Annotated in this window: 27 protein-coding genes and 9 tRNA genes; 27 read left to right on the forward strand and 9 right to left on the reverse strand. The window is 34.7% G+C overall.

Features of this window, described 5'->3' with window-relative positions:
• Window positions 1-102: 102 nt before the first annotated feature.
• From GVV10_RS01070 to GVV10_RS01170, 21 genes are all read left to right on the forward strand, one after another.
• Window positions 103-747: a hypothetical protein gene (locus tag GVV10_RS01070; RefSeq protein WP_159518666.1), complete on the forward strand. Its 645-nt coding sequence runs from the start codon at window positions 103-105 to the stop codon at window positions 745-747.
• Window positions 728-2,755: an LCP family glycopolymer transferase gene (locus GVV10_RS01075; RefSeq protein ID WP_159518668.1), complete on the forward strand. Its 2,028-nt coding sequence runs from the start codon at window positions 728-730 to the stop codon at window positions 2,753-2,755. The genes GVV10_RS01070 and GVV10_RS01075 overlap by 20 nt, the downstream gene beginning before the upstream one ends.
• A 63-nt stretch (window positions 2,756-2,818) precedes the next feature.
• Window positions 2,819-3,703: a diacylglycerol/lipid kinase family protein gene (locus tag GVV10_RS01080; RefSeq protein WP_159518670.1), complete on the forward strand. Its 885-nt coding sequence runs from the start codon at window positions 2,819-2,821 to the stop codon at window positions 3,701-3,703.
• A 55-nt stretch (window positions 3,704-3,758) separates the two neighbouring features.
• Window positions 3,759-4,064 carry a thioredoxin gene (gene trxA / locus GVV10_RS01085; RefSeq protein ID WP_159518672.1) on the forward strand — a complete coding sequence of 102 codons (306 nt, stop codon included), beginning with the start codon at window positions 3,759-3,761 and terminating at the stop codon, window positions 4,062-4,064.
• Between the two features lie 188 nt (window positions 4,065-4,252).
• Window positions 4,253-4,786 carry a helix-turn-helix domain-containing protein gene (locus GVV10_RS01090; protein WP_159518674.1) on the forward strand — a complete coding sequence of 178 codons (534 nt, stop codon included), beginning with the start codon at window positions 4,253-4,255 and terminating at the stop codon, window positions 4,784-4,786.
• A 12-nt stretch (window positions 4,787-4,798) separates the two neighbouring features.
• Window positions 4,799-5,842, forward strand: coding sequence for a spermidine/putrescine ABC transporter ATP-binding protein (potA, locus tag GVV10_RS01095; protein WP_159519069.1), 1,044 nt, complete (start codon window positions 4,799-4,801; stop codon window positions 5,840-5,842).
• 1 nt (window position 5,843) lies between these two features.
• Window positions 5,844-6,689 (forward strand): ABC transporter permease, encoded by an 846-nt coding sequence (locus GVV10_RS01100; protein ID WP_159518677.1) that lies wholly within the window; start codon window positions 5,844-5,846, stop codon window positions 6,687-6,689.
• Window positions 6,686-7,486, forward strand: coding sequence for an ABC transporter permease (locus GVV10_RS01105; protein WP_159518679.1), 801 nt, complete (start codon window positions 6,686-6,688; stop codon window positions 7,484-7,486). The genes GVV10_RS01100 and GVV10_RS01105 overlap by 4 nt, the downstream gene beginning before the upstream one ends.
• Complete coding sequence (locus GVV10_RS01110; RefSeq protein WP_159518681.1) at window positions 7,483-8,526, forward strand: ABC transporter substrate-binding protein; 1,044 nt, start codon at window positions 7,483-7,485, stop codon at window positions 8,524-8,526. The genes GVV10_RS01105 and GVV10_RS01110 overlap by 4 nt, the downstream gene beginning before the upstream one ends.
• An 82-nt stretch (window positions 8,527-8,608) precedes the next feature.
• A tRNA-Cys gene (locus GVV10_RS01115) sits at window positions 8,609-8,682 on the forward strand.
• An 11-nt stretch (window positions 8,683-8,693) separates the two neighbouring features.
• A tRNA-Leu gene (locus tag GVV10_RS01120) sits at window positions 8,694-8,781 on the forward strand.
• Window positions 8,782-8,803: 22 nt separating this feature from the next.
• Window positions 8,804-8,880: transfer RNA gene (locus GVV10_RS01125), tRNA-Arg, on the forward strand.
• Between the two features lie 8 nt (window positions 8,881-8,888).
• A tRNA-Pro gene (locus GVV10_RS01130) sits at window positions 8,889-8,965 on the forward strand.
• A 39-nt stretch (window positions 8,966-9,004) separates the two neighbouring features.
• Window positions 9,005-9,081: transfer RNA gene (locus tag GVV10_RS01135), tRNA-Met, on the forward strand.
• A 30-nt stretch (window positions 9,082-9,111) separates the two neighbouring features.
• A tRNA-Ile gene (locus GVV10_RS01140) sits at window positions 9,112-9,188 on the forward strand.
• 12 nt (window positions 9,189-9,200) lie between these two features.
• Window positions 9,201-9,289: transfer RNA gene (locus tag GVV10_RS01145), tRNA-Ser, on the forward strand.
• A gap of 59 nt (window positions 9,290-9,348) precedes the next feature.
• Window positions 9,349-9,425: transfer RNA gene (locus tag GVV10_RS01150), tRNA-Met, on the forward strand.
• 1 nt (window position 9,426) lies between these two features.
• Window positions 9,427-9,502 (forward strand) — tRNA-Phe (locus tag GVV10_RS01155).
• A 428-nt stretch (window positions 9,503-9,930) separates the two neighbouring features.
• Window positions 9,931-10,212 (forward strand): hypothetical protein, encoded by a 282-nt coding sequence (locus GVV10_RS01160; RefSeq protein ID WP_159518683.1) that lies wholly within the window; start codon window positions 9,931-9,933, stop codon window positions 10,210-10,212.
• A gap of 37 nt (window positions 10,213-10,249) precedes the next feature.
• On the forward strand, window positions 10,250-12,376 hold the full coding sequence (locus tag GVV10_RS01165; RefSeq protein ID WP_159518685.1) for a hypothetical protein: 2,127 nt from the start codon (window positions 10,250-10,252) through the stop codon (window positions 12,374-12,376).
• Window positions 12,373-13,020, forward strand: a complete 648-nt coding sequence (locus GVV10_RS01170) for an ATP-binding cassette domain-containing protein (RefSeq protein ID WP_159518687.1) — start codon at window positions 12,373-12,375, stop codon at window positions 13,018-13,020. The genes GVV10_RS01165 and GVV10_RS01170 overlap by 4 nt, the downstream gene beginning before the upstream one ends.
• A 53-nt stretch (window positions 13,021-13,073) precedes the next feature.
• On the opposite strand, the gene GVV10_RS01175 is transcribed toward GVV10_RS01170, so the two are convergent.
• Window positions 13,074-14,243: an ROK family transcriptional regulator gene (locus GVV10_RS01175; protein ID WP_159518690.1), complete on the reverse strand. Its 1,170-nt coding sequence runs from the start codon at window positions 14,241-14,243 to the stop codon at window positions 13,074-13,076.
• A 221-nt stretch (window positions 14,244-14,464) separates the two neighbouring features.
• On the opposite strand from GVV10_RS01175, the gene GVV10_RS01180 reads away from it, so the two are divergent.
• From GVV10_RS01180 to GVV10_RS01205, 6 genes are all read left to right on the forward strand, one after another.
• The gene (locus tag GVV10_RS01180; RefSeq protein WP_159519071.1) at window positions 14,465-15,748 is read left to right on the forward strand and encodes a PTS sugar transporter subunit IIC; all 1,284 of its coding nucleotides are present in this window, start codon (window positions 14,465-14,467) and stop codon (window positions 15,746-15,748) included.
• Between the two features lie 25 nt (window positions 15,749-15,773).
• A complete protein-coding gene (locus GVV10_RS01185; RefSeq protein ID WP_159518692.1) occupies window positions 15,774-16,667 on the forward strand; it encodes a DUF7916 family protein in 894 nt (297 codons plus the stop codon).
• A 12-nt stretch (window positions 16,668-16,679) separates the two neighbouring features.
• Window positions 16,680-19,007 carry a family 16 glycosylhydrolase gene (locus GVV10_RS01190; protein ID WP_159518694.1) on the forward strand — a complete coding sequence of 776 codons (2,328 nt, stop codon included), beginning with the start codon at window positions 16,680-16,682 and terminating at the stop codon, window positions 19,005-19,007.
• A 156-nt stretch (window positions 19,008-19,163) separates the two neighbouring features.
• Window positions 19,164-19,997, forward strand: coding sequence for a helix-turn-helix domain-containing protein (locus GVV10_RS01195; RefSeq protein ID WP_159518696.1), 834 nt, complete (start codon window positions 19,164-19,166; stop codon window positions 19,995-19,997).
• A 27-nt stretch (window positions 19,998-20,024) separates the two neighbouring features.
• Window positions 20,025-20,333, forward strand: coding sequence for a GIY-YIG nuclease family protein (locus GVV10_RS01200; RefSeq protein WP_159518698.1), 309 nt, complete (start codon window positions 20,025-20,027; stop codon window positions 20,331-20,333).
• A gap of 53 nt (window positions 20,334-20,386) precedes the next feature.
• Complete coding sequence (locus GVV10_RS01205; protein WP_159518700.1) at window positions 20,387-20,803, forward strand: DUF2721 domain-containing protein; 417 nt, start codon at window positions 20,387-20,389, stop codon at window positions 20,801-20,803.
• A 32-nt stretch (window positions 20,804-20,835) separates the two neighbouring features.
• Here GVV10_RS01205 and GVV10_RS01210 read toward each other — a convergent pair whose 3' ends face one another.
• The 8 genes from GVV10_RS01210 to GVV10_RS01245 all read right to left on the reverse strand — a co-directional run bounded on the left by GVV10_RS01210 (window position 20,836) and on the right by GVV10_RS01245 (window position 25,799).
• A complete protein-coding gene (locus GVV10_RS01210; protein ID WP_159518702.1) occupies window positions 20,836-21,237 on the reverse strand; it encodes a hypothetical protein in 402 nt (133 codons plus the stop codon).
• 71 nt (window positions 21,238-21,308) lie between these two features.
• A complete protein-coding gene (locus GVV10_RS01215; protein ID WP_159518704.1) occupies window positions 21,309-21,983 on the reverse strand; it encodes a lysophospholipid acyltransferase family protein in 675 nt (224 codons plus the stop codon).
• Window positions 21,970-22,329: a holo-ACP synthase gene (gene acpS, locus GVV10_RS01220; protein WP_159518706.1), complete on the reverse strand. Its 360-nt coding sequence runs from the start codon at window positions 22,327-22,329 to the stop codon at window positions 21,970-21,972. Before acpS ends, GVV10_RS01215 begins: the two co-directional genes overlap by 14 nt.
• On the reverse strand, window positions 22,298-22,723 hold the full coding sequence (gene fabZ / locus GVV10_RS01225) for a 3-hydroxyacyl-ACP dehydratase FabZ (RefSeq protein WP_159518708.1): 426 nt from the start codon (window positions 22,721-22,723) through the stop codon (window positions 22,298-22,300). Before fabZ ends, acpS begins: the two co-directional genes overlap by 32 nt.
• Window positions 22,713-23,954 carry a beta-ketoacyl-ACP synthase II gene (gene fabF / locus GVV10_RS01230; protein ID WP_236261842.1) on the reverse strand — a complete coding sequence of 414 codons (1,242 nt, stop codon included), beginning with the start codon at window positions 23,952-23,954 and terminating at the stop codon, window positions 22,713-22,715. The genes fabZ and fabF overlap by 11 nt, the downstream gene beginning before the upstream one ends.
• A gap of 10 nt (window positions 23,955-23,964) precedes the next feature.
• The gene (fabG, locus tag GVV10_RS01235; protein ID WP_159518713.1) at window positions 23,965-24,690 is read right to left on the reverse strand and encodes a 3-oxoacyl-[acyl-carrier-protein] reductase; all 726 of its coding nucleotides are present in this window, start codon (window positions 24,688-24,690) and stop codon (window positions 23,965-23,967) included.
• Window positions 24,683-25,573, reverse strand: a complete 891-nt coding sequence (locus tag GVV10_RS01240; protein WP_159518715.1) for an ACP S-malonyltransferase — start codon at window positions 25,571-25,573, stop codon at window positions 24,683-24,685. The genes fabG and GVV10_RS01240 overlap by 8 nt, the downstream gene beginning before the upstream one ends.
• A 1-nt stretch (window position 25,574) precedes the next feature.
• A complete protein-coding gene (locus GVV10_RS01245; protein WP_159518718.1) occupies window positions 25,575-25,799 on the reverse strand; it encodes an acyl carrier protein in 225 nt (74 codons plus the stop codon).
• Window positions 25,800-25,804 lie beyond the last annotated feature (5 nt).

Genomic DNA, 25,804 nt, shown 5'->3' on the forward strand with positions numbered 1-25,804 from the left:
TCTTCACCTTTAAATATAGTATATCCTAAACATGTTTTTATTTATAGTTAATATAATCGAAGCTTTGTGGTAAAATTACTCTATAAGTTAAGGAAGTGTCAAATGAAAGATCAAAGTAAATTTTTTACCTATTTTATAGTTCTACTCTCTATCGTCGTTATAGGGGTAGGAGGTTTTTTTGCTTATGGCGCTTATGTCGACATGGCAAAGAGTGACACCTTGCAAGTCAATACGAATGAAGATTACCCTTTAAGAAAGAATGCAACAGATTATCAAAAGACAATCCATGCAGAACTTAAAGCCGCGTTAAAAGAAGAACCACAGGACAAAGTGAAAATTGCTGAATTAGTCAGTAAAAATTATATTGCCGATTATTATACCTGGTCCAATAAAATTCGCTTTAATGATGTTGGTGGTTTGGGTTATGTATCGAAGGACATACGGTCATGGGTCTATGCGAAATCGCTGGATACCTTTTACAATGATGTTCGCTACTATTTAGATACAGAGGAAATTGAAAAGACGTTGGAAGTTGAGATGATTGATACATCCACTGAAACAACAAGCATTATGATGGATGAAAAAGAAGTTGTTGCGTATAGTGTTGACGCTTCGTGGAAATATAAAAGCGGTTCAATTCTTGATACCGATGAATTTCAAAGTCATGCATTTATTACGGTCGTTGAAAATGAACAGGGGCTAATTTCTGTGGTGGAGGTAAACATTAATGAAGAAAACGAAGAATAGTGTCTTTAACTCACCCTTAGCTGGTATAGTTCTTGCTGTTGCAACCAATGTTTTTGTTGTGGCAATTATTTCAATGTTAAATCGTTACAGTAAAATTTATAGTCGTTATTATTTCATTGGTGTTTTAATCGCGATACTCGTAACACTCATTATAAATATGTTATTCTTGATTGGTTATGTGAAACGAAAGAAATCGTTTAGAGTTATGTTTGTCTTATTGTCGTTTGTTCTAACGATTGTTTTGGGACTTGGGACATGGTACATCTATCGTGGGAACTCCTCGATTGATAAAATTATCAATGATATGGGCGTTGAAGAACTTGAATTTTCTTTGGTAAGTGTTGATGGAAAAACCACACTGAAAGATCTCCATAACCAAAAGATTGCAATTGTTGATAATATCAATCCTGAATTCAAGAAAGAGGTCCAGGATAAAGTTGCAACGTATTCCGAGAATGTTGAATATATAAGCTATGATTCTTATAGAGAGTTGTTGCTTGCTGCACGTGCTCAAGAGTATGACTTAATGTTGGTGCCCAAAGATTTTAGAAAATTGTTGAATAGTCCAGCGGATGAAACATTATTCAAAGACTCTGTCGTTCTTTTAACCTTTAGTCAAAAACAAGACGAGGATGTGAGTGATGTTGATGTGCTCAATGACCCCTTCTCTGTTTTAATGCTAGGGAATAATGAGGGCTTATCTGACTCAATTATTGTTGCGACCTTTAATCCTAAAACCTTGAAAGTAACGATGACAAGTCTCGCTCGAGATTCATATGTGCCGATTGCATGTTATGCGAGTGGATCGTCAGATAAGTTGAATCACTCACGGGGTGTTAGTCGTCAGTGTCTCATTGATACAATTGAAGATTTCTTAGATATTGAAATTGATTTTTATTTTGAAACTGATTTCTATGCGTTGGTTAAAATTGTTGATACCTTAGGTGGTTTAGAGTTAGAGTCGCCTGTGAGTTTTAGTGGAAGTTTACCGATTGAAGGTGAAGTTGGTAAATATGAACAAATTAAAGTTGAAAAGGGTAAATATGTTATGAATGGAAAAGAAGCCATTACGTTTGCTCGTGAACGAGTTCATATGCCCAATGGAGATTTTGATCGTCAATTAAATCAACAATATGTTATTAAAGAATTAGCAACAAAAATATTATCAACACGAAATGTTGATACCTTACTCGATGTCTTGGATGTTGCGAAAGATAATATTGTTATGAATATTCCGATTCAAAGTATTTCTGCACTGATGGGTTATTCAATTGAACAGATGAATGTATCACCTGTTGATGGAATTGAAACATTTAGAATTGTGCAGTCGCAAGTTGCAGGAACAACCCCAACAATTAATGGCATGTCAGTTGTTATGCCGTATACAAAAGATATCCGTCAATCCAATGAGCTTATCAATGGAAATCTTAAGAAGGAAATAAGTCGAAATGACGATAAGTTCTTTAACTTTTCATTTAAAGAGCCATATAAATTAGTTTTAGCAGATCCTGATATGGCTGGTGCTTCAGAGAGTACATTGGGTTCAGATAGTTTATTTGAGATGCCTGATTTTAGTGGTTGGGCATTGGATGAAATTAAATCATGGGGGAATAATCGAGGTATTGCAATTAGGGTAGAAGAAGTTGAGGGATCAACAACAGGACTTCTCAGTCAAAATCCTACTTCCAGTACCATGTCGTCTCGACCAAGCGAAGTCTATATCAGATATGGCGTTAAGAAAAAAGAAGTCGAGGTCAGTGAACCCACTGGAAGAACCATTGAGATACCGAATATGGTAGGACGTGGAAGAGATGAAATTAGTGCATGGATTAGTGGTTTAAAAGAAGATATTGTTAAGTATCAAATTAAAGAATTAAGCAATGAAGAAGTTGAAGATGGTATAATATTGAGTCAAAGTGTTGTGGGAACACATACAATTAATGGTAGTATAAATATTGTGTTTGAAGTGAATCGTCTTGAGAATAGAAATGTTCAGGTGGAAGATTAATTCTTAGCTTGAAATTTATCAAAGGCTTCATTCATAATGATAAAAAAGATGAGGTTCTGGTATATGAAAAAACATGTGTTTATAATTAACCCTGCATCAGGGGTTGGTCGTTATCGAGATGTGCTCTCATGGATTGAGGAATATTTTTATGATTCAAAAGAAGAGTATGAAATTCGTTACACGGAATATATAGGGCATGCAAGCGAAGTTGCTCAAGAGTATCATGGTGATGTCATACTGTATGCTGTTGGTGGTGATGGAACAGCCCATGAAGTTCTCAACGGTATTAATGAAGGTGTTGAGATGGCCGTCATACCTGTCGGTACGGGAAATGATTTTTGGAAAATGATTCAATATGATAAAGATCTTCGCTCTGTTTTATTTGATACCATCGAAGGTGAAGTGCGTGAAATAGATATTGGTTTAGCCAATGGTCGTAAGTTTCTAAATTGTGCAAATCTTGGCTTGGATGCGGAAGTTAATAAATATGTAAACAGTATCCGTCATCCTTTGTTTCCACGAAAAATTATCTATATCTTTGCAGCATTTAAAGAGTTAGTAAAATATAAGCCGATTGAAATTGAAGTAGAAATTAACGGTAGTATTGAGAAACATCGTATCATTCTTAGTTCGTTTATGAATGGTAAATGGTATGGTGGTGGTTTCAAAAGTGCTCCACTTGCACAATTAGATGATCAAAAGCTCGATGTCTGTTTAATTGAGGATATCCCTTTAAGAAGAATATGGGGACTTGTTCCTAAATATTATCGAGGAAAACATCTTGATATTCCTGAAGTTACTTATCAACAAGTTTCTTCTGTCCGATTGAAAAGTGAGACGTTTATTACGTTGGGATGTGATGGAGAATTATTTGAATATGATGACATATCAATTTCTATTGCACCCGATAGACTTAAATTTAGAATTCCAAAAGGTTCAAGCATTTGAGTTAAAAAATAAAAAGTGTATGATATAATTGTATTTGTTAAAGGAGGACGTATCGATGAAAAATGTTACAAAAGATAATTTTAATACAGAAATTGAAAATGGCGTAGTTTTAGTTGATTTTTATGCAGACTGGTGTGGACCATGTAAAATGATTTCACCAATCTTGTCAGAGTTATCAACAGAGCTCGAAGGTGAAGCGGCAATTGTTAAAGTTAATGTCGACGAAGAAAGTGAATTAGCACAACGTTTCGATGTTATGTCAATTCCGACCTTAATTCTATTCAAAGATGGTAAACCAGTTGGAAGACAAACAGGATTTTTACCAAAACCTGAATTAGAAAAATTTATTAAATCTGCTTAATAACTAAACTATTTTAAAGAACTATCACGTATCAGTGGTAGTTCTTTTTTTATCATCATTTCGTGGGTAATATAGAAAAATAAAAAAATATATTAAAGGTCTTGATTTTTCATTGTAAAAACGTATAATAAATATTGAGTTTTACAATACTAATTAATAAGTTTACTTTTACTAAACGAGGTGATGGAATGGATATAGGAAAAAAGCTTCGAGAATATCGAGTGATGAATGATTTGACTCAAGAAGAATTAGCAAGTCGTTGCGAATTATCAAAAGGATTTCTCTCACAAATAGAGAATGATTTGACTTCACCGTCAATCTCAACACTCAATGACATCGTTGAAGCGTTGGGAATAGATCTGGCAACCTTCTTTACCGTTGATAAAGAAGAACAGGTTGTATTTACTGAAGAAGATTATTTTATTGATGAACAAGAAGATCTCATTACAACATGGATTGTACCGAATGCACAAAAGAATATGATGGAACCAGTTATGTTGAGGATCAAGGGTGGATCACAATCGCAATGTGTTGATCCGTTTGAAGGTGAGGCGTTTGGTTTTATTTTAGAAGGTCACTTAACTTTATCATTTGGTGATGAGAGTTTATCAATTGAAAAAGGTGAAACATTTTACTTGGAAGGAAATAAATCACATTATTTGAAAAATGAGACGGGTGAAGATGCTGTATTAATATGGGTATCAACACCACCAATTTTTTAGGAGGTAGTTATGATGGAAGCGTTAATTGAATTTAAAAATATTGTTAAAAGTTTTGATGATCAAATTGTTCTAAAGAGTTTAAATTTAGAAATATTTGAGAATGAGTTTGTGACGTTGTTAGGACCTTCAGGTTGTGGGAAGACAACGCTACTTAGAATCTTGGGAGGATTTTTAGAACAAAATTCTGGAGAAGTATATTTTGAAGGGATTGAGATTAGCTCAGTTCCTGCTTATAAAAGAGAAATTAACACAGTCTTTCAAAGGTATGCATTGTTTCCACATATGGATGTTTTTGAGAATATAGCATTCGGACTTCGTATAAAAAAAGAAAGCGATGAAGTCATTGATCAGAAAGTAAGTAAGATGTTGAAATTAGTTGGTCTTGAAGGGTTTGAGGAACGTGAAGTAACATTACTATCTGGGGGTCAACAACAACGTGTTGCGATTGCAAGGGCGCTGGTTAATGAACCAATGGTCTTATTGTTAGATGAACCGCTTGGGGCTCTTGATTTAAAATTAAGAAAAGAAATGCAAAAAGAATTAAAAGAAATTCAAGAAAATGTTGGTATCACGTTTATTTATGTAACCCATGATCAAGAAGAAGCATTAACAATGTCTGATAAGATTGTTGTGCTCAATGAAGGTGAAATTCAACAAATTGGAAGTCCGATGGATGTATACAACGAACCGGAAAATCGATTTGTTGCAACGTTTATTGGAGATTCTAACATCATCGAAGCGACCATGGTTGAAGATTTTAAAGTAAGCTTTGATGATCAAGAATTTGCTTGTGTTGATCAAGGTTTTAAAGAAAATCAAGAGGTTGATGTTGTGATTCGACCTGAAGATATTGATATTGTTGAAGTTGGGAAAGGGACCATACAAGGAGTTGTTGATTCAGTTCTATTCAAAGGTGTTCATTATGAGATTGTTGTAGTAACAAGTCATAGAGAATTCAAAATTCATACGACAGATGTTCAAGAAGAAGGAAAAACCGTTGATATTCAATTTGGACCTGAGGATATTCACGTAATGGATGTATTGGAGGCCTACTAAGATGAAGTCATATAAATCATTAGTGTTTCCGTACTTAACATGGATGACTATCTTTGTTATGTTACCTATGTTACTCATTACATTGTATGCTTTTACTCAATCAGGTAATGCAGTTATATCATTGGAATTTACTTTCGCAAATTTTAAAAAGTTTTTAGATCCGGTATTTCTAAAAGTTCTCTATAATTCGTTGAAGATTGCTGCAATCACAACAGTGATTTGCTTGATTATCGGATACCCCCTTGCATACATTATTTCTAAGCAAACAGATCGTATGCAGACATTGTTGATTCTTTTGGTTACGATTCCAATGTGGATCAATATGATGGTTCGTACTTATGCATGGATAAGCATCTTGTCAGATGTTGGAATTATTAATAACTTTTTAGGGATTTTTGGTTTAGGTCCTGTCAAAATGATGTACACCGATTTTGCTGTTATTGTTGGTATGGTTTATAACTTCTTGCCATTTATGATTATTCAAATCTATACGGTGCTTGCGAAAATGGATCATTCAATCATTGATGCAAGTTATGATTTGGGTGCAAATCGTTTTGAAACGTTTACAAAGGTTATTTTTCCGTTGTCGTTGTCGGGTGTCATTTCAGGTATTACATTGGTTTTCTTGCCAGCGATTTCGACCTTCGTTATTCCACAGTTTTTAGGAGGAGGGTCTTATGTTTTAATTGGTAACCTAATTGAAACACAATTTATCTCGGTAGGTGATTATCATTTTGGAAGTGCGATATCGTTAATCTTAGCCTTGCTTATGATGTTGTCACTTCACTTTGCAAATAAGTTTGAGGAACGTGAATCTTCCATCAATAAGAAAAGGAGGATAGCATGAAAAAACATCGTAAATTTAAATCAGTTTTACCACTGTTCTTAATGTTATTATTCTTTTACGGTCCGATTTTAATCACAATTATATTTTCGTTTAATGATTCTAGATCTTTAACGGCATGGTCGGGGTTCTCGACACGTTGGTATCATGAATTATGGCGTGATCGAAGGGTTATGGAGGCTGTGAAGACTTCATTATCAATTGCACTCATTTCTACGGCAATATCAACCGTTGTGGGGACAATTACAGCGATTGGTTTAACAAGTCATAAAAAAATCGTAAAGAAAGTATTTAATAGTATTAATAATATTCCGGTCATGAATCCTGAAATTGTGACAGCCATAGGTTTTATGCTTTTGTTTGTATCAATTAAAGGATTAGAGAAAGGTTATACAACGTTATTGATTGCTCATATTACCTTTAGTATCCCTTACGTCGTTCTAACAATATTACCTAAACTAAGGTCACTTGATCCAAGTTTAGCGGATGCAGCGATGGATTTAGGGGCCACCCCATATCAAGCATTAACGAAGGTAATTGTACCGCAATTACAAGCAGCAATTATATCAGGGGCTTTAATTGCCTTTACAATGTCATTTGATGATTTTGTAATTTCTTACTTTTCAACGGGTAAGGGAGTAAGTAATATTTCAATCATTGTTTATACAATGTCAAAACGTATCAATCCAAAAATTAATGCGTTATCAACAATTATTATTGCCGTCATTACTGTTGCGTTAATTATTTTAAATGTAGCGCCAATATTTAAGAAAAATAAAAGAAAGGTGGTTGTGCAATGAAAAAAAGAATATTAGGAGTTCTTGCATTGTTGTTAGTCTTAACAGCATGTGGATCAAAAAAAGAGGTTCAAGAATTAAGGGTCTATAGTTGGGGAGAGTTTATTGATAAAAATGTTATCAGTGAGTTTGAAGATAAATTTAATGCTAAAGTGATTTATGAAGAATATAATTCAAATGAACAAATGTATAATAAACTTCAAGATGGGTCAAAATATGATGTGCTTGTTCCATCAGACTATATGATTCAACGTTTACATGAAGAAGATATGATTCAAAAATTAGATTATTCAAAAATTCCAAATTATGAGAATGTATTACCAAGTTTAAAAAACAGACAGTTCGATCCTAAAAATGAATACAGTGTTCCATACTTTTGGGGAAATGTTGGTATTCTTTATAATAAGAATAATGTAGACATGAAAGATTTAGAATCTCAAGGATGGGAAATCCTTGTTAATACAAAATATAAAGATCGTCTTTATTTCTATGATTCAGAACGTGATGCATTTATGATTGCTTTAAAAGCGTTGGGTTATTCAGCAAATAGCTCAGATGAAAAAGAATTAAATGAGGCGTATGAGTGGTTGGTTCAAATGTTAGAAACAATGAATCCTATTTATTCGATGGATGACACAATCGATAACATGAGAAATGGTATTAAAGATTTAGCAGTCGTTTATTCAGGAGATGCAACGTGGATTATTTCTGAAAATCCTGACATGGACTATTACCAACCACAACAAGGAACTAATAATTGGATTGATGGATTAGTAGTTCCCAAAAATTCACCGAACCCTGATTTAGCGCATGAGTGGATTAATTTTATGTTAGAAAAGGAAACAGCAATTGCTAATACAACTGAAGTCGGCTATACAAGTCCAATTCAGGAGGCAATTGATGAAGTTTCAACAAATGGTGGTATTTATGAAGGAATCTCTTCATATGTTACGCGTCTAGGCTTTGAAAAAGATGAAGAATTCCACTACGATGAGGCTTTAAAAGCACTTATGACTGACCTTTGGACACGTGTAAAAGTATAGAAAAAAAATAAACGGAAATATTTCCGTTTTTTTCTTGCATTTTATTTTTGATGTTGTATAATGATAAAGCACAGTGAGAAACGGTTCCTTAGCCAAGTGGTAAGGCAATAGACTGCAACTCTGTGATCGTCGGTTCAAATCCGACAGGAACCTCCAATTATGTATATGGGGATGTGGCGGAATCTGGTAGACGCAACGGACTTAAAATCCGTTGAAGGCAACTTCGTATGGGTTCAAGTCCCTTCATCCCCACCATTTATTATAAGAGGTTTATTATGCGCCCGTAGCTCAATTGGATAGAGCGTTTGACTACGGATCAAAAGGCTAAGGGTTCGACTCCTTTCGGGCGCGCCATTAATATTCGGGATGTAGCACAGCTTGGTAGTGCACCTGGTTTGGGACCAGGGGGTCGCAGGTTCGAATCCTGTCATCCCGACCATTAATTTTTTTTATTTAGATACGTTAACCTTAAAAAGTTGGCGGGATAGCTCAGCTGGCCAGAGCGTCCGGTTCATACCCGGGAGGTCGTGAGTTCGAACCTCACTCCCGCTACCATAAAAAATTTAAATTAAGGGCGTAATGAGCGGACCCTTAGCTCAGTTGGTTAGAGCTACCGGCTCATAACCGGTTGGTCGTAGGTTCGAGTCCTACAGGGTCCACCATCAATTTAATCTGGAGGAGTACCCAAGTGGCTGAAGGGACTGGTCTTGAAAACCAGCAGATGTTCGCGCATGCGGGAGTTCGAATCTCCCCTCCTCCGCCATTTAAATTACTATTGATTTAATTTATACATGTGTTATAATATCTTAGCAACAAATACATCGCGGGGTGGAGCAGTCTGGTGGCTCGTCGGGCTCATAACCCGGAGGTCGTAGGTTCAAATCCTGCCCCCGCAACCATGGCCTCTTAGCTCAGTTGGTAGAGCAACGGATTGAAGATCCGTGTGTCCTCAGTTCGATTCTGAGAGAGGCCACCATCAAATGTAAAGTAAACTATCGATTATTCGATAGTTTTTTTGTATATTCATTAAATAATGTATTTTAGTTAGTGAAAGTTAGGGATTTTTAGGAGATGCACATATGCTCAAGCATGTTATAATTTGAGAAAGAGTAAATTGATTACTAAAAATTATCTTTATTAAGCAAACTGATTTATTTATACAGTGCTAGCTGTCAAATCTAAAACTTTTAAAAATACTATCACAAGTAATTTAATATATTTTGTAATCATTCAGTGCATAATTTAAACAGACGAAACTATGACTAATATAATAATATATAAGAACTTTTAGGATTAGATTAGAACCTTTCATAATTATGGTTAAAGGGAGGTGAAAATATCAAAAGTAGTCAAACATCAAAAAGATTTGGAATAGTTTTCTCAGTCCTAATTATTTTATTTGGTATGAAACCAATTTTTGCTTTTCAGTCAGACAAAGGAAAATTAAAATCAAATACACATACAACAGGTAGGTATGGTTCATATCGTGCTAGTTACAATGGAAAGAAAAATAAAGGAAAAACATCGGCGACTTGGCATAATGGAGGTGGAGGAACTGTTTACATAAAGATGTCAACAAGAAAAGAAGTCAAGAGTAGTGGTGGACAGTTAACAGGGCCTACGGAAATTACTGATTATGGTGTAAAAGTACAGTATCATAAATACTTTGGAGGACCTATGTATTGATATAAAGAGCGCGTTGCGCTCTTTTAGGGGGATTATAATGAAAAAAATAAATTTCGTTTTAACGATGATTGTTGCGGTACTTTTATTTCAAATGATTTCGAGTTCATTTAATCAAGAGTATCATTTAAGTGAATATGATTTTTCGTCTCAAGATAGAACGGATGATATGCGAGTTGTATCTTTATCTGTTTCAACTGAAACATTTAAGGGTTCGCAAGAAGATTTTGTAGAAAAACTTACAAGCTATCTAAACGAGATTCCATATGATGCTTCGGTACTTAGTGTTGGAGCGACGGACGGTCATGAAGAAGCTGTGGACATACTTTATGTCAAACCTAATGATAATCTTTATTCGCATCTGTATATTAAAGGGAACATGCATGACAATCGGGTTCAAGAGAAATACTTAGAACCCTTCATGACAAACTATGATAATGAAAATGTTCAAATTATTCAACCATTCCGATTTAATAGGGATATCTATTATGATGGCCTTAAAAATAAACTTGAATATAAATCTATTGATGTTTTAAATGAAATGGTGGGTAATGCAAAGGACTTCATCATAAATCTGAACTTTTACGTACCACTCGATGAGATTTTAGCATTTCAAAAGAATTTGGAAACTGATTACTTTAATAAGTATTATAATTGTGAAGAGGCTTCGAGTTTCGATCGAATATGCGGATTAAATATTTCATCAGAAACACCAGTTGATATTAGAAATTTTGAATGGAGTTTGTTTGATCAAGATGTTAATTATCCACTGTTCATTATGTTAGTATCTTGTATTTCATTAATTACACTTATAATATATCGGCAAATTCAAAATGAGAAAGAGATTGTAGTTCGAAAAATGCATGGTAATAGCGATTGGATCATCTTCTTGAGACTGGTGTTCCCGCTAATCGTTCAAACATTATTAGTTTTTGTATCAACATTAATATTGTTCTTTTTTATTACTTATGAAGGACCTTATCTTTTATTGAAAAGTCTTTTTTTAACATTATTAAAAGTTAGTTTTGTTTTCTTGATTTGTATTGTAGTTCTTATCTTTGGTTTAGCGTGTATACAAAGGCTGACAAATAAAGGATTATCTTTAAAAAAGAATAGACGATCTCCCTTAATATACATCGGTAATAACATTTTAAAAATAGCGGTGATAGTATTTTTAAGTATTCCTTTGGTTTCAGATGGTGAAGATGTGTTAGGTCGTAGATCTTATCTTCGTGAATTAAGTAATATGACACAAAACTATGATCAAGTAATATCATCAGTTAATTACGGATATGAGTATAGCTACGATGATGAGAATAGAATGAATCAACAGTTATTTAAAATTGCTACTGAGAATGATGTGGCGTATATGAGTTTTCAAGATGTGTCACGTAATTTGGAAAATCCTGATACCCCAGTTCCCATTGCAATTAATAAGGTAGCTTTCCAAATTCTATTTCCTCAAATACAAGTTACTAATCAAGAAAATGATTTTATTGATATCACAAGCAAACAAGGTCAGAATCCTTATATTTCTTCTGATGCAATTTGTCTTGATGAGACTCCCCAAATTACGACAGCATTCTTTACAGGGGGTGTAGTAAAAAATCCATCATACCGGCTTGTCCTTAAGCCCACGAATGAGGACTTAGAGATGATTGGTTTTATGTCACTCTATACACTAAAAGATAATCATACAAACTTAAATGGTTTTATAGAACAAGTAAGCAAAGAAATAACGAGTCCTGAAGTTTTAAAGTTGGAAGCAATCCAAAAAAGTTCCCAGAAAGTATTAACTCGAACTGTTTATGAGTTAATAATGAAACTGTCTGTTATGTTTTTACTTATCTTTGTGTACTCGAAGTTACTGGTGGGTCTCTACCTAAATAACAATGGAAAGAAGTTAACAATTCAATATCTTCACGGATTATCTCGGTTTGAGAGGTTTTTCAGAGTATATATGATTCACACTTTAACAATCTTTATTTCGTCCAGGTTAACAATTCACTTTTTATTAAAAGAAATTGATGGGTTGATGTTAGCTCGTTCAAGTTTTGTTCGTGTGTACTTTGTTGTTATTTTAGGTTTTGATTTGTTAATGGTAAATCTTCAACTTAGAAAATTTGAAAGAAAGTCAGTCATTGTATTGAAGGGAGAACATTCATGATCGAGTTAAACAATATATATAAATCATTTGGTAATGTTGAGGTTTTGCATGACTTAAGTCTATCTGTTAGAGAAGGAAATTTTACGGTTATTACAGGGTCCTCAGGATCAGGTAAGAGTACTGTTTTAAACATAATGGGATTATTGGATGGTGCTGACAAAGGAAGTATAAGAATCAATCAACATGAGAATGTCAAACCATTTTCTAAGTATGCGAGTGATATTTTAAGAAATGAAATAGGTTATCTCTTTCAAAATTTTGCTCTCATAGAGAATAAAAGTGTCAAGTATAATCTCATGATTGCTTTGGAGCATGTGAAAAGCAAAAATAAGAAAAAACTTATCGTAGACGCTCTTGAAAAAGTTGGTTTAAAAGGATTCGAAAATAAAAAAGTATTTGAATGCTCTGGTGGAGAGCAACAACGTATTGCGATAGCGAGGTTATTATTGAAACCATGTGAAATAGTTTTATGTGATGAGCCGACTGGAAGTCTTGATGAGGAAAACAAGCACACTGTTTTTAACCTATTAAAGTACCTTCAAAGTCAGGGGAAGACACTTGTCGTTGTAACTCATGATGAAGACTTAGTAAAAATTGCTGATGAGGTTATTACAATACATAAATATGAAAAAACTCTGTCGTAATAATATTACTCGAGAGTATGTAGTCTAGTAAAAATATTTAATTGTTTAAGGAATTAACTTAAGATATGACCTTGAATTGCTAGGGCGCAGGCAGCTTTTGCTCCATTTATTTTCTTGTATGGTTTAATAATTTTTTCAATTGATACTCTTGGTAAGAGTTTTGAATCATGTTGTTCGATCTTGTGGAGTAGCAACCATCCTAACTCTTGGTTGTTGAATAGTTCCGCATGAAGATAGATGATTTCAGCATCCAAACTCACAATTACGTTGTTAATAGCAATCGCGAGGTAATCAATGGCTAAATCAACCATATGAATGACAGCAGTATCGCCAAGGTGGTACGCTTGGATAATAATATTCATTGTGATATCTTTAGCGTTTTCTACCAAGGTTGTGAGGTAAGTATGAGTATTACTTTCATAAATAAGGCGTGCTTTTCGAATCATCCATGTTTGGCTTGCGTAGGTTTGTAAGCATCCATGTTTTCCACATTCGCATTGAGGGCCGTCGGGGTTAATGACCATATGACCTATTTCACCGACATAATAATTGTTACGAGCATATATTTCACTTTTGTAAAGGTATGAACTAAACATACCACGTCTAAAGTGCATGAATAAGAAATTTGGATCATTTTTAAATTCTCCAAATAAGCGTTCGTTTATGGCCATAGTGTTCACATTGTTTTCGAAAAAAACAGGGATTTTAAATGCGTTCTTTATTTCGCTGAGTGAAAAGTCTTGCCAAAATGGATTGTTAGTCAAGATATAAGAAGATGAATTGTCATAGTGACCAGGGATTGCGATGCCAATGGCTTGAATTGTATAATTTGAATTTTCTTGGATATAGGAATGAATTTGGTTAATAACGGCTTGGTGTTCTAATATAGGGACGCTAAGCTCTTTTTTATTGACAACATTCGCTTTATTATTTGTTATACACAGAGTTAAACCATTCTCAAATAATTCGGCTCCAAGGTAATAGGTATCTGTTTGTTTTATATCGAGTAGTATTTTCTTACGTCCTGCTCGATTTTCAAGGCCGTTTTCTTCGCCCATTTCATATAAAAATTGTTGATCAATTAAGATTTGAGTTAAATCACTCATTGTTGCTGGAGTGATATTTAACATTTTTGATAAATCAATTCTGGACATTGGCCCATTAGCGTAGATTGCATCTAATATTCTTGAAACTTGATTTTTACGTGCTTTACTTAATGTCATTATTCCACCTCTTTATCTTTATTCTACACTATTGATTATAAAATGTAAGCAAATATACCGAAAAAAGATAAAATTCTTAACTATTACTTATGAAAGGCTTTACATCTGCAGATAAATCGTTTAATATGTACTTAGTTGATAACAAAAAACAATCAACTACATATAAAACAGCTGTTTATACACGTGTATACTTAGAAAATATAAATAATGGAGGAGAGAATATGGATAATATAGGAAGAGTATTAGAAGAGAAGATTATGCCAATTGCGGGTAAACTTGCAAATAATCAATATTTGGTTGCGATTCGTGATGGTATCACAATGTCAATGCCGTTGATTATCATTGGTTCAATTTTTATGGTTATTGCGAGTTTCCCGGTACCAGGGTGGGAAGCGTGGTTAGGTGAAATTGGTGTTTCAGGGTATCTTTGGAAAGGTGTCGACAGTAGTTTTGGATTAGTTGGTTTAGTATCTGCATTCGGAATTGCGTATAGTTTGTCAGAACATAATAAAGTGGATGGTTTATCGGCAGGAATTATATCATTGTCATCATTCATTTTAGTTACTCCATTTGTGAGTGGTGAAGCGGGTGCTGGAATAAGTGTTGGTTTAATTGGTGCACGTGGTTTATTTGTCGCCATTATATTAGGTCTTATCAGTGCTAAGATTTACCAAGCATTTATTGATCGTGATATTCAAATTAAAATGCCTGAAACAGTACCACCAGCAGTTTCAAAAAGTTTTAGTGCAATTTTACCAGGTGCCGTTATTATTACACTTTGGTTAATCGTATTTGGCGTTCTTGATAAGTTTGGTTTACCTAACTTGCATGATATTGCAGGGATTGTATTGGGAAAACCATTAGGATTGCTTGGAAATAATATTATTGGAACAATGTTTGTGGTTGCATTCAACAGTATCTTCTGGTTCTTAGGAATCCATGGTGGACATGTTGTTAACTCAATTATGAAGCCTGTTTGGATTGCGAACTTGGATGCCAATAGAGTTGCATACCAAGCTGGAGAAGCATTACAACATATTATTACAGAACCATTCATGGATAACTTCGTTTATCTTGGTGGTGGAGGAGCTACTTTAGGTTTAGTTTTAGCGATTGCATATTATGCTCGTAAGAAAAACACAAGTAAGCGAACCAAAACATTAGCACCTGTTACAGTTGTGCCCGGTTTATTCAATATTAATGAACCAACAATGTTTGGTATGCCAGTTGTCTTAAACTTAATGTTAATTATTCCATTTATTTTAGCGCCAATGATTAATGCTTTAATTACCTATGCTGCAATGGCTACGCATTTAGTACCCTTAACAAGAACTGTGGCAACTTGGACTATGCCGCCGATTATTAGTGGGTTTTTAACGACAGGAAGTATTGCAGGATCAATTCTTCAAATTGTTTTAATTATTGTTGATGTGTGTCTGTATTTACCTTTCTTTGCAATGGTTGAAAAGAGCTTTAAGAAAGAAGAAGGAATTGAAGTAAAGTAGTTGTTAGTAGAAAAGAGTGTGTTTTATGAAACGTTTAATTAGTGCAAATACATCAGACATTTTAAACATGAGTTCTAGTGAGTTAAAAGCAAGTATAAAAGCAAGTGAAGGCCGAGTTATTTTATCTGAAAACTATGCATCAAGAGAAACATTTGTGGGCGATATTAGTAATTCAGAAATTGCGAAAGCATGTGGTGCAGATCTTATTTTATTGAATGGGGTTGATGTTTTTAATCCAGATTTATTTGCTCTTAATACTGATGAAAATTTCGTTGATGAGTTACATCGTTTAGTAGGACGTCCTATTGGTGTGAATTTAGAGCCGGTGGATGACGATGCTGAAATGAGTGAGTCACGATTTGAATTATCTCAAGGGCGTAAAGCAACGCTTGAAACCATCAAAGAAATTGAAAAAATTGGCTTAGACTTTGTATGTTTTACAGGGAATCCTGGAACTGGTGTAAGTAATAAAGGAATTACTGATTCAATCAAATTGGCAAAAAAAGAGTACAGTGGTTTAATCATTGCTGGAAAGATGCATGGAGCAGGAGTTGTTGGACCTGTTATTGATCTTGCGACAGTTGAAGAATTCTTAAATGCAGGCGCAGATATAATTCTTGTACCAGCAGTTGGAACAGTACCTGGATTTGATAGTCAACAGTTAAAAGAGATTGTTGATTATGTTCATACACATAATGGTTTAGTCATGGCAGCAATTGGAACAAGCCAAGAGGGATCAGATCCTGAGACAGTTGCTCAAATGGCATTACAAAGTAAAATATGTGGTGTTGATATTCATCATATTGGGGATGCAGGATTTTCAGGTTTAGCACCTGTTGAGAATATTTTTGCACTTGGGAAAGCAGTTCGAGGATTGCGTCATACAGTCGCATCCGCTGCACGTTCAATTAATCGATAAAAAGGAGATAGTATGAAAAAAAGTATGAGTAATTTATTCAAATCATTCTTGGTCTTACTGGTTATGGTTTCGAGTGTTAACCCAATTAGCGCCGAAACAAAACAAGAAACACCAATCATTGTTGATGGAGATTTTGAAAAGGGAGGAGCTGCTTGGAACCAAAGAAACAAAGGGGAAATTGCTGATGGTGTTAGTTTTGGTAATGGAACTAAATCAGGTGTAATTCCTAACACAGCCGTATCCAATGGAATGGCAAATGGATTTATTGGGCAAGTAGTTAATTTGGAACAGTACACAGATTATACTGTGAGTGCTTATGTTAAAGTTGACGTTGAAGGAGCCGATGCTATCTTCACAGGTCGTTGGTGGGCAAATAATAGTCAACAAAGTGTCATTGAACACAAAGGTTCGTCTGTAGACAAAGCTGTTACAAATACAGAATGGACAAAAGTGGAATATACATTTAATACTGAAAAAAATAAGCAAGCCTTAATACAACTTGTGAAATGGTCAGATAAAGAAGAAACAAAGAAATCGAATGCATACATCGATAATGTTGTTATTACTAAAGGGGAAACTAAGCTTCCTGAAGAAGAAAAACCGAAGCCAGAAGAGTCATATAAAGAAGTATGGCGTGATGAGTTTGATCAAGATCAATTAAATAGTGATGATTGGGGCTATGAATTAGGAATGATTCGTGGAACAGAGCATCAACACTATGTTAATGATGAAGAAAATGTATTTTTAAGAGATGGAAAACTTGTTTTAAGAGCAACGGACCGTGCCAAAGAAGATCAATATGATCATCCAAGAGATCCAAGTCGTAAAGTTAAATATAATTCTGGAAGTATCAGAACACATGGTAAAAGAGAATTCCTTTATGGTAAATTAGAGATTAAAGCGAAGTTACCTAAAGGTAAAGCAGTCTTCCCAGCCTTTTGGACTTTAGGTGCTGATTTCACACTTGATGGTAAAATAAATGGTGAACAAGGTCACGGATGGCCAAGTACAGGTGAAATTGATATCATGGAATTAATTGGTAGTGAAACCTATGGTGCAGCAGGGAATAGAACTGTCTATCAAACTGTTCATTATGGTCCAACAGAAGAAAATGTTGGTAAATTCTCTGGAAGTGGAACATCACATACAATAGGTGAAGTCTTCAATGATGATTTCCATACATTCGCATTTGACTGGCATGAAGACCGTATGGATTGGTACGTTGATGATGTCTTAGTACGAACAGTGCCTTATGCACAAGATCCAATGGCTAAAGATATCTTCAGTAAGCCTCAATACATTCAATTGAACTTAGCAATGGGTGGAGCATGGCCAGGTCATGTTGGTGATGGATTAGCTGGAACAGAATTTGAGGTCGATTATGTCTCATATTCACAAACAGAAACACAAGCCAAAGCCAATCAATCATATTATGAAACTGCGCCTTATATTAATGGTGTTAAACCATTAACAATGACACGTGGACAAGCATTTAACCCATTGAAAGATTTAAGCACAAAAGAAGGTTACTTTTTAGATTTTTCAATCGAAGATTCCCCAATGTTTGATCACAAAGGTGGAAATAAAAACGTTAACCTAAAAGTGGCAGGTGTCCATGAGTTAGATAAACTTTCCAAGCTTCCTGCTGGAACATATAATATTCATTACAGTGCATTACCAGAAGGTGTTAAGTTAAATGATGATTTAGCAGCCAAAGTTGCTCGTACGTCGACAACACTTGAAATTGTTAAAAACTCACTTGCAGATGATTTAGAGTTTACCGTTCAAAAAGGAACGAAATTAAAAGATATTGAACTTCCACAAGATTGGTATTGGACAAGTCCAGATACCGTTGTTAACAAAGATCAAAAATTCGAAGCATACTATCAAACACTCGATACCAATGAAAAATCAATGGTTCAAGTTCGCATCGAAAAAGTTGATTATACGTTATTAGATGAAAAAATTGCGGAAGCGGAAGCATTATTGAATAATAATAAATATACTCCAGAATCAAAAGAATACCTTGTTAAAACAATTGAGTTATTAAAGGAAATTAGAAAAACAGAAATGACAGAAGAACAAGTTAGAATTTCTGTAGAATACTTAGATTTTATTATAAGTAATTTGGAAGAAAAAAATGATAATGGAAATGCTGATGTCGACACACCAACTGATAATAAAACAGATGGCGATACGACAACAGAAGATAATTCAGATAAAACCCCTGATTCAAGCATCTTACCTCAAACAGGTATCTCAGCATTCAGTAAGATGAATGCACTCTCACTCTCACTGATTGTTATAGGATTAGGAATCAAAATAAGAAATAAAGAATAAACAAGATAAACCGACGAAAGTCGGTTTTCTTATGTTAATCTCAAGGAGTATAGTATAATAAAAACAACAATAATAAGGACTTAATACGGGATGCAACGATTAAGTGCGTGCAATTTAACGTAAGATATTCTAATCTTGGGTTAGGAGGAAATTACAATGATCATTAATCAACAAATAAAGAAATATCGTTTACTTGATAATATGACGCAAGATGATTTAGCAAAAAAAATGCATGTATCACGTCAATCAATTTCAAAGTGGGAACAAGGTGAAAGTTATCCAACGATTGATAACTTAGTGATCTTAAGTCAGATTTTACATATACCACTAGAAGAATTAGTCAAAGGGAAATTAGACTTTCCAGATGGATTTGAGTTTGGTAAACCGGAAAGTAAATTCAGAGTGTTTATGTTTTTATTAGGACCGTGTATTCTCATCGTTGCAGGTTTATTTGGAACGTTTGAAAATCCTGTTGAACGACTCTACCCAATTGCTTCTGGTCTCTTCATTTTTCTTTTACAGTCTATTGTACGTTTGTATAATTATCATCGTTATCATTCATATTTTGTCGTTGAACGCAATGGGATTGAAGTTGATGTCACAAGGGGAACTTTACCCTATGTGAAAATTATCAAAGGAATCTTTAATAAGCGTGAAGGTAGGTTTATCCCTTATAGAGATATTGAGTCAATAGAATTATCTATCGAAACACGTGGCTATAAAGGGTCGCAAGGCCTTGATTATCGTAAACGACAAAATCATATGAATCGTGAAGAATTTTATGCTTTAGTGAGATGTCGTAATCAGGAAACTTATAAATTAGATCTTGATGTAATCTATTATTCAAATACGAAGGAATATCAGTACTTTTATCCTGTTTTTAAATATTTTGAAAAAGAAGGGATACAAATCATTGATCCTTATAATATTCTTGAATCAATTCATCAGGAATATGATTTTTTGGAAGAAGCATATAGAAAATCAAAATAGTGGTGTAGATGTAGGGATGGTGAGAAAATGTATGTTGTCTATATGATACGGTGTGATGACAATAGTTTGTATACTGGGATCACCACTGATCTTAGTCGTCGGATGAAAGAACATGTTAAAAAAACTCCTAAAGCAGCAGCGTATACAAAAAGTCGTAATGTAATTAGCTTGGAGGCTTTATGGCATGCTAATGATCGTTCGAGTGCAAGCAAACTTGAATATTCAATAAAAAAACTAAGCAAGCCCCAAAAAGAAGCATTGATCTTAGATCCAGATGTGTTTGATGGTTATGAGGTCGGTCGAATTGAGGATAGGTACTTTGATTCTTTTAAATGAAGAGAAATTGATGTATAATTTGTCAAGAGTCTATGAGCCATGGGAGGGGTCGTATGAAATTTATTTTTGATTTTTCACTCACAACACCAGCACTTATTTTTCCAGCGATATCTTTATTGATGTTAGCGTATACGAATCGATTTGTTGTCTTAGCGGACTTAATTCGAAATCTTTATAATGAACACCGTCAAAATCCACGGCAAGAAAATTTAGATCAAATTGCGAATTTAAAATATCGGATGGACGTCATCAAAAAGATGCAGATATTTGGAGCTTCGAGTTTTATTGCAGCTGTTTCAAGTATGTTGGTTGCACTTATCCAGCAACCTTGGCTTGCAGGAATTTTATTTACAGCATCGTTAGTGTTGCTTATCATCTCGCTTGCTTATTTATTGAAAGAACTCAGCATATCCATTGATGCGTTGACCATTCAATTGAATGATATTAGTGATCAAGATATTGAATCATAAAGAAAGAGAAGTCGGTTTAGCCGGCTTCTCTTTTAGATTAGATTGATCGATTGAAGAAACATCAATCGTTGCTCATTGGTCATATCTAAGTCTTCACTGACTCCAATCAGTGGATTATTGCTATTAAAAATATTAATATTTTCAAGTGATAAGGGTAAGAAAGGAACTAGATCAAGTGTTTCATCAAGAAGTTTGTCATCAAAAAAATTAAACGTGACCGTTACAGTAATGAGTCCTGGAATTTCTTCTCTATTCCAATCTTCTTCTAAGCAATAATAATTCGTAAAGTTTTCTAGCGTGTTGTTTTGTTTCTTTACTGGAATGGAAATTGTATCGATGAAACCCTTAAATCCTCTCAGTACATAGAAATAATTATTTGAGTCTTGACATGACAACTGGTGATTATTGATAACTCTATTTATTCTTTCTTGCATGAATGAACCTCTTTTCTATTATATAGTCTTATTATAACAAGATGAGGTTCATTGGTTAAGCAGAGTGAATATTATGCGTAGATTGATTTCATTTTTTCTTCCATCAGTGTACGGACTAATTGACTTAATTCAATTGTTTTCATTGTTTGGTACGTATCCTTTTCGATAGCTTGGCAAAAGTGAACGTTAAATTCTTTTTGATTTTCGTTAAAACTTTCTTGAATATACATCGGAACAATCGGTACATTTGCTTTTCTTAAGACTGCAAACATACCATCTTTGAAGGGAAGCATTTCTTTGGTGTGAGATCGTGTACCTTCAGGAAATGCTAAAATACTATACCCTTTTTCAACATCCTTTAATGCTTGTTTAAGGATCATTAAAGATTGCTTAGGATCTTCACGATCAAGTGGATAAGATTGACTCATTTTCATAAATGTCCCTGAAATTGGATTGGTAAAGAGTTCTTTTTTTGCGATGAATCGAAAAGGTTTGTTGACTGCAGCAATCGTAATGAAAATATCATTCATGGATTGGTGATTAGCAATATAAATACAGGGTGTTTGACTGTTTGGTTGTTTGCCAATTATTTTTACACTTATTCTTCTAAAACCTAGGTAATGGTCGGGATACATTCTTAGTTCTTTATCTTTCTTTGTTTCGCTTCCAAACCGTCGTATCACTTGACTTCGAATCCAATAAATAGGCAGAACTAGAAATGTAATGAACATATTAAACTTTTTCATAAACCATCACCATTGCAATTGTATAATCTTCATCATGACTGATTGAAACCTCCATTTTATTGGAGATTGGTTTTCCCATTGTATCGTAGAGGATCTCGATATCATGAAAATCACAGTGTCCAATTCCTGTACCCAATACTTTTGAATAGGCTTCTTTCGCAGCAAATCGTCCTGAAAAAAACTCAAGCTTTCTTCGTTTGGAGTTTAAATTGTTGAAAAGTAGGATTTCATTGGGAGTCAAAATACGATTGATCCATTTTTGATTGTTTATTTTATCATTGAAGCGGGGGATATATACAATGTCTGTTCCGATTTTAATCTGAGATTGCGAACTTAATTGTCCCATGGGCACACACTTCTCCATTCACACTGGCACTTGCTTTCGCAATGCCTAAAATACTTTTTAGTTTAATTAATTCAACATTGAGTTCCAAGGTATCACCAGGGATCACCTGTCTTTTGAATTTGAAGTCATCAATGCCGACAAAGTAGGCAAGTTTTCCTTTGTATTCTTCTTTTGATAAAAGAACGATGGCTCCTGCTTGGGCAAGTGCTTCACAAATTAAGACACCAGGCATGACATGTTTCTGTGGAAAATGTCCCATAAAATGCATTTCATTTGCGGAAACATTTTTAATTGCTTTGATTGATGTTTCATTCATTGTTATGACCTTATCGACTAATAAAAAAGGGTATCGATGAGGGATAATGTCCTGAATGTCGTTACTATTAAGAATCATGTTTCTCACCATACTTTCTAAAAATTAACACGGCATTATGTCCACCAAATCCAAGGGATGTTGACATAGCGACGTCAATGTTTTTCTTTTGTGCAACGTTGGGTGTGTAGTTTAGATCGCATTCTTCATCACTTGTTTCTTGGTTTATTGTGGGTGGAATGACCCCTTCTGTGATTGTTTTTACACTTAGAATGGCTTCAATTCCACCGGTTGCTCCCAAAGCATGTCCGTGCATTGATTTGGTTGAAGAGATTGCGAGATGGTATGCATGATCTTTAAAGACTTGTTTGATAGCATCCGTTTCAAATTTATCATTAATGGGTGTGCTGGTTCCGTGTGCGTTGATATAATCAACGTCTTCTGGTTTTAGGTTGGCATCGTCTAAGGCTAATTTCATAGCGTCTTGGGCACCAATGCCGTTGGGTGCCGTTATATGATAGGCATCACTGCTGGAGCCATAACCTATAATTTCAGCGTAAATGTGAGCCTTTCTATTGAGTGCATGGTCTAATGATTCAATGACGAGTATTCCAGCTCCTTCTCCCAAAACAAACCCATCACGATGTTTATCAAAAGGACGTGAAGCTTTGGATGGATCAGGGTTTGTACTTAAAGCAGTGAGTGCTGAAAAACCTGCAAGTGTGTATGGATTGACAGCTGCTTCTGTTCCACCTGTAATCATGGCGTCTGCATAATCATGTTGAATTAAACGATAAGCATCACCTATTGCGTGAGTTGCGGCAGCACATGCAGTGGTTATCGTTGTGGTATGGGCTTGAGCATTGAAAGCTATTGCGACATTACCACTCGCCATATTGGGGATAATCATAGGAATAAACATCGGTGGTATTTTTTTAAGTCCACCATCAAACGCTTTATTTAAATCATTGGCGTATGTTTGCATACCCCCCATTCCAGTCCCTAAGATAACACCAAGTCGTTTAGGATCAATGTTCCCTTCGAGTTTTGAATCCTCAAAAGCTTGATGGGCTCCAACGACTGCGAATTGACTAAATAAATCCTGACGTCTTATTTCACGTTTTGATAAAATAGGACTCGGATCAAAATTTTCGACAGGTGCAGCTATTTTTACCTTGAGTTCATCGGTATTAAAACTATCGATAATTTTTATTCCGCTGACACCATTGATGGCGTTTTGGAAGGCTTCATTAACACTGTTTCCGATGGGACTAATCATTCCCATTCCAGTAATAACAACTCTTTTTTTCATGTTCATCTCCTTATATAACCATTCCACCACAAACGTTGAGAACTTGCCCTGTGATGTATCGTGCTTGCTCACTGACTAGAAAACTAACGGCATGAGCGACATCTTCAGCTTTTCCAAGTTGACTGAGTGCAATATTATCTAAGATGTCTTTTTTTAAGTCATCTGTTAAATTATGAGTCATGTCTGTTTCGATAAATCCAGGTGCAACACAGTTAACACGAATGTTTCGTGGTGCAAATTCTTTCGCAATGCTCTTGGAGAAACCAATAAGTCCTGCTTTGCTTGCAGCATAGTTAGCCTGACCAACATTTCCAATTTCTCCAATGACTGAGGTAATATTAACAATGTTACCAAAGCGTTGGCGTAACATGCCTTTAGAAAAAGCTTTCGTCATGTTAAAGACACCCGTTAAGTTTACATCAATCACAGTTTTGAAATCATCAGGGGACATTGAGATTAATAATTTGTCTTTTACAATACCAGCATTGTTAATGAGTACTGATACATGATTGAATTCAGCTTTTATTGTTTTTGAAAATTCAAGACATTCGTCATAATTACTTGAATCGACTTGTCTAAGTTCAAAGTTTTTATCTTGAATTGATTCGAGGTATTCGCCGGGATAATCACTGATGTAGGTTCCAATCACATAGTAATCATCACTGACAAGTTGTTTAGCAATAGCTAGTCCTAAACCTTTAGTAGCTCCAGTTACAATTGCAATTTTTTTATTCATTCATAAAACTCCTTAATGTGTCTAGATTGTATATATTAAAGGTTTCTGTTTCTTTACCACAGATTTCTTTTACAAATTTTGAGAGTGTTCCTTTGGGGCCAATGTCAATAAAGGTTTTTACACCCAAGCTTTGCATCGTTTGAATCGATGTTAGAAATTGTGTGGGTCTTGCGATATGTTGACTTAATGACCTTACAAAGTCGTTCTCTTGTACAAATCCCGATATATTGTTGATAAAGGGGACTGTCGGTTTATTAAATGAATAGACCTGAAGTTCGTCGTTCAACTGTTTTGCTGTTTCATCTAAAAGTGACATATGAGAGACTGTCGACATTTTGATGGGAATTGCTTTGACCCCTGCTTCTTTTAAGAGCGGTTGAATTTTTTCAATGTCTGATTTTAATCCTCCGATGACAATTTGAGATTGAGTATTAATGTTACAAATCTCAACGGGAGAATCTTGGAGAAGTGTTTGAATTCTTGCTTGATCTGTTTTGATGCATGCTAACATAGCGGTGGTGAAAGGTTCAAATGCATTTTGCATTAGGTTTGACCGTTGAATAATTATTTTTAGAGCATCTTCAAACGAAATAACATTCGCACAGACTAAAGCATTATATTCACCAAGAGATAAACCACAGGTTGCATCGGCATCGACACCATATTTTTCAAGAATAGTACAGATTGCATGATTTAAAACAAAGAGCGCGGGTTGTGTATATCGAGTTGTTTGTAATTGCTCCTCAGTTAAATCAAAAAGATTATAATCTAATATTGAATGTGCAGTATCGTATATTTCCTTTACCAAGGGGTAAGTTTCGGCTAAATCTTTCCCCATTAAAAGAAATTGCTGACCTTGGCCAGCAAATAGAAATCCTTTCATTTTATGATTTCGCTTCGATATACTTAATGATATCATTGACAGTTTTGAGATTTAGAACATCCTCAGTTGGTGCTTCAAAATCATAAACTTCTTCTAGCTCCATGACAATTTCCATAACTGCGATGGAGTCGGCTCCAAGATCATCAATAATGAGTGCATCTTCTTTGATGTCTTCAACAGTTGTATCAAGTATTTCGGCTACAATTTCAATAATTTTTTCTTTCATAAGTT

This window comes from Erysipelothrix urinaevulpis (assembly GCF_009828835.1).
Classification (GTDB): domain Bacteria; phylum Bacillota_I; class Bacilli_A; order Erysipelotrichales; family Erysipelotrichaceae; genus Erysipelothrix; species Erysipelothrix urinaevulpis.

Coding starts and splice junctions, on each gene's coding strand:
- GVV10_RS01070 (WP_159518666.1), top strand. CDS start 103: ATGAAAGATCAAAGTAAATTTTTTACCTATTTTATAGTTCTACTCTCT.
- GVV10_RS01075 (WP_159518668.1), top strand. CDS start 728: ATGAAGAAAACGAAGAATAGTGTCTTTAACTCACCCTTAGCTGGTATA.
- GVV10_RS01080 (WP_159518670.1), top strand. CDS start 2,819: ATGAAAAAACATGTGTTTATAATTAACCCTGCATCAGGGGTTGGTCGT.
- trxA (WP_159518672.1), top strand. CDS start 3,759: ATGAAAAATGTTACAAAAGATAATTTTAATACAGAAATTGAAAATGGC.
- GVV10_RS01090 (WP_159518674.1), top strand. CDS start 4,253: ATGGATATAGGAAAAAAGCTTCGAGAATATCGAGTGATGAATGATTTG.
- potA (WP_159519069.1), top strand. CDS start 4,799: ATGGAAGCGTTAATTGAATTTAAAAATATTGTTAAAAGTTTTGATGAT.
- GVV10_RS01100 (WP_159518677.1), top strand. CDS start 5,844: ATGAAGTCATATAAATCATTAGTGTTTCCGTACTTAACATGGATGACT.
- GVV10_RS01105 (WP_159518679.1), top strand. CDS start 6,686: ATGAAAAAACATCGTAAATTTAAATCAGTTTTACCACTGTTCTTAATG.
- GVV10_RS01110 (WP_159518681.1), top strand. CDS start 7,483: ATGAAAAAAAGAATATTAGGAGTTCTTGCATTGTTGTTAGTCTTAACA.
- GVV10_RS01160 (WP_159518683.1), top strand. CDS start 9,931: ATGAAACCAATTTTTGCTTTTCAGTCAGACAAAGGAAAATTAAAATCA.
- GVV10_RS01165 (WP_159518685.1), top strand. CDS start 10,250: ATGAAAAAAATAAATTTCGTTTTAACGATGATTGTTGCGGTACTTTTA.
- GVV10_RS01170 (WP_159518687.1), top strand. CDS start 12,373: ATGATCGAGTTAAACAATATATATAAATCATTTGGTAATGTTGAGGTT.
- GVV10_RS01175 (WP_159518690.1), bottom strand. CDS start 14,243: ATGACATTAAGTAAAGCACGTAAAAATCAAGTTTCAAGAATATTAGAT.
- GVV10_RS01180 (WP_159519071.1), top strand. CDS start 14,465: ATGGATAATATAGGAAGAGTATTAGAAGAGAAGATTATGCCAATTGCG.
- GVV10_RS01185 (WP_159518692.1), top strand. CDS start 15,774: ATGAAACGTTTAATTAGTGCAAATACATCAGACATTTTAAACATGAGT.
- GVV10_RS01190 (WP_159518694.1), top strand. CDS start 16,680: ATGAAAAAAAGTATGAGTAATTTATTCAAATCATTCTTGGTCTTACTG.
- GVV10_RS01195 (WP_159518696.1), top strand. CDS start 19,164: ATGATCATTAATCAACAAATAAAGAAATATCGTTTACTTGATAATATG.
- GVV10_RS01200 (WP_159518698.1), top strand. CDS start 20,025: ATGTATGTTGTCTATATGATACGGTGTGATGACAATAGTTTGTATACT.
- GVV10_RS01205 (WP_159518700.1), top strand. CDS start 20,387: ATGAAATTTATTTTTGATTTTTCACTCACAACACCAGCACTTATTTTT.
- GVV10_RS01210 (WP_159518702.1), bottom strand. CDS start 21,237: ATGCAAGAAAGAATAAATAGAGTTATCAATAATCACCAGTTGTCATGT.
- GVV10_RS01215 (WP_159518704.1), bottom strand. CDS start 21,983: ATGAAAAAGTTTAATATGTTCATTACATTTCTAGTTCTGCCTATTTAT.
- acpS (WP_159518706.1), bottom strand. CDS start 22,329: ATGGGACAATTAAGTTCGCAATCTCAGATTAAAATCGGAACAGACATT.
- fabZ (WP_159518708.1), bottom strand. CDS start 22,723: ATGATTCTTAATAGTAACGACATTCAGGACATTATCCCTCATCGATAC.
- fabF (WP_236261842.1), bottom strand. CDS start 23,954: ATGAAAAAAAGAGTTGTTATTACTGGAATGGGAATGATTAGTCCCATC.
- fabG (WP_159518713.1), bottom strand. CDS start 24,690: ATGAATAAAAAAATTGCAATTGTAACTGGAGCTACTAAAGGTTTAGGA.
- GVV10_RS01240 (WP_159518715.1), bottom strand. CDS start 25,573: ATGAAAGGATTTCTATTTGCTGGCCAAGGTCAGCAATTTCTTTTAATG.
- GVV10_RS01245 (WP_159518718.1), bottom strand. CDS start 25,799: ATGAAAGAAAAAATTATTGAAATTGTAGCCGAAATACTTGATACAACT.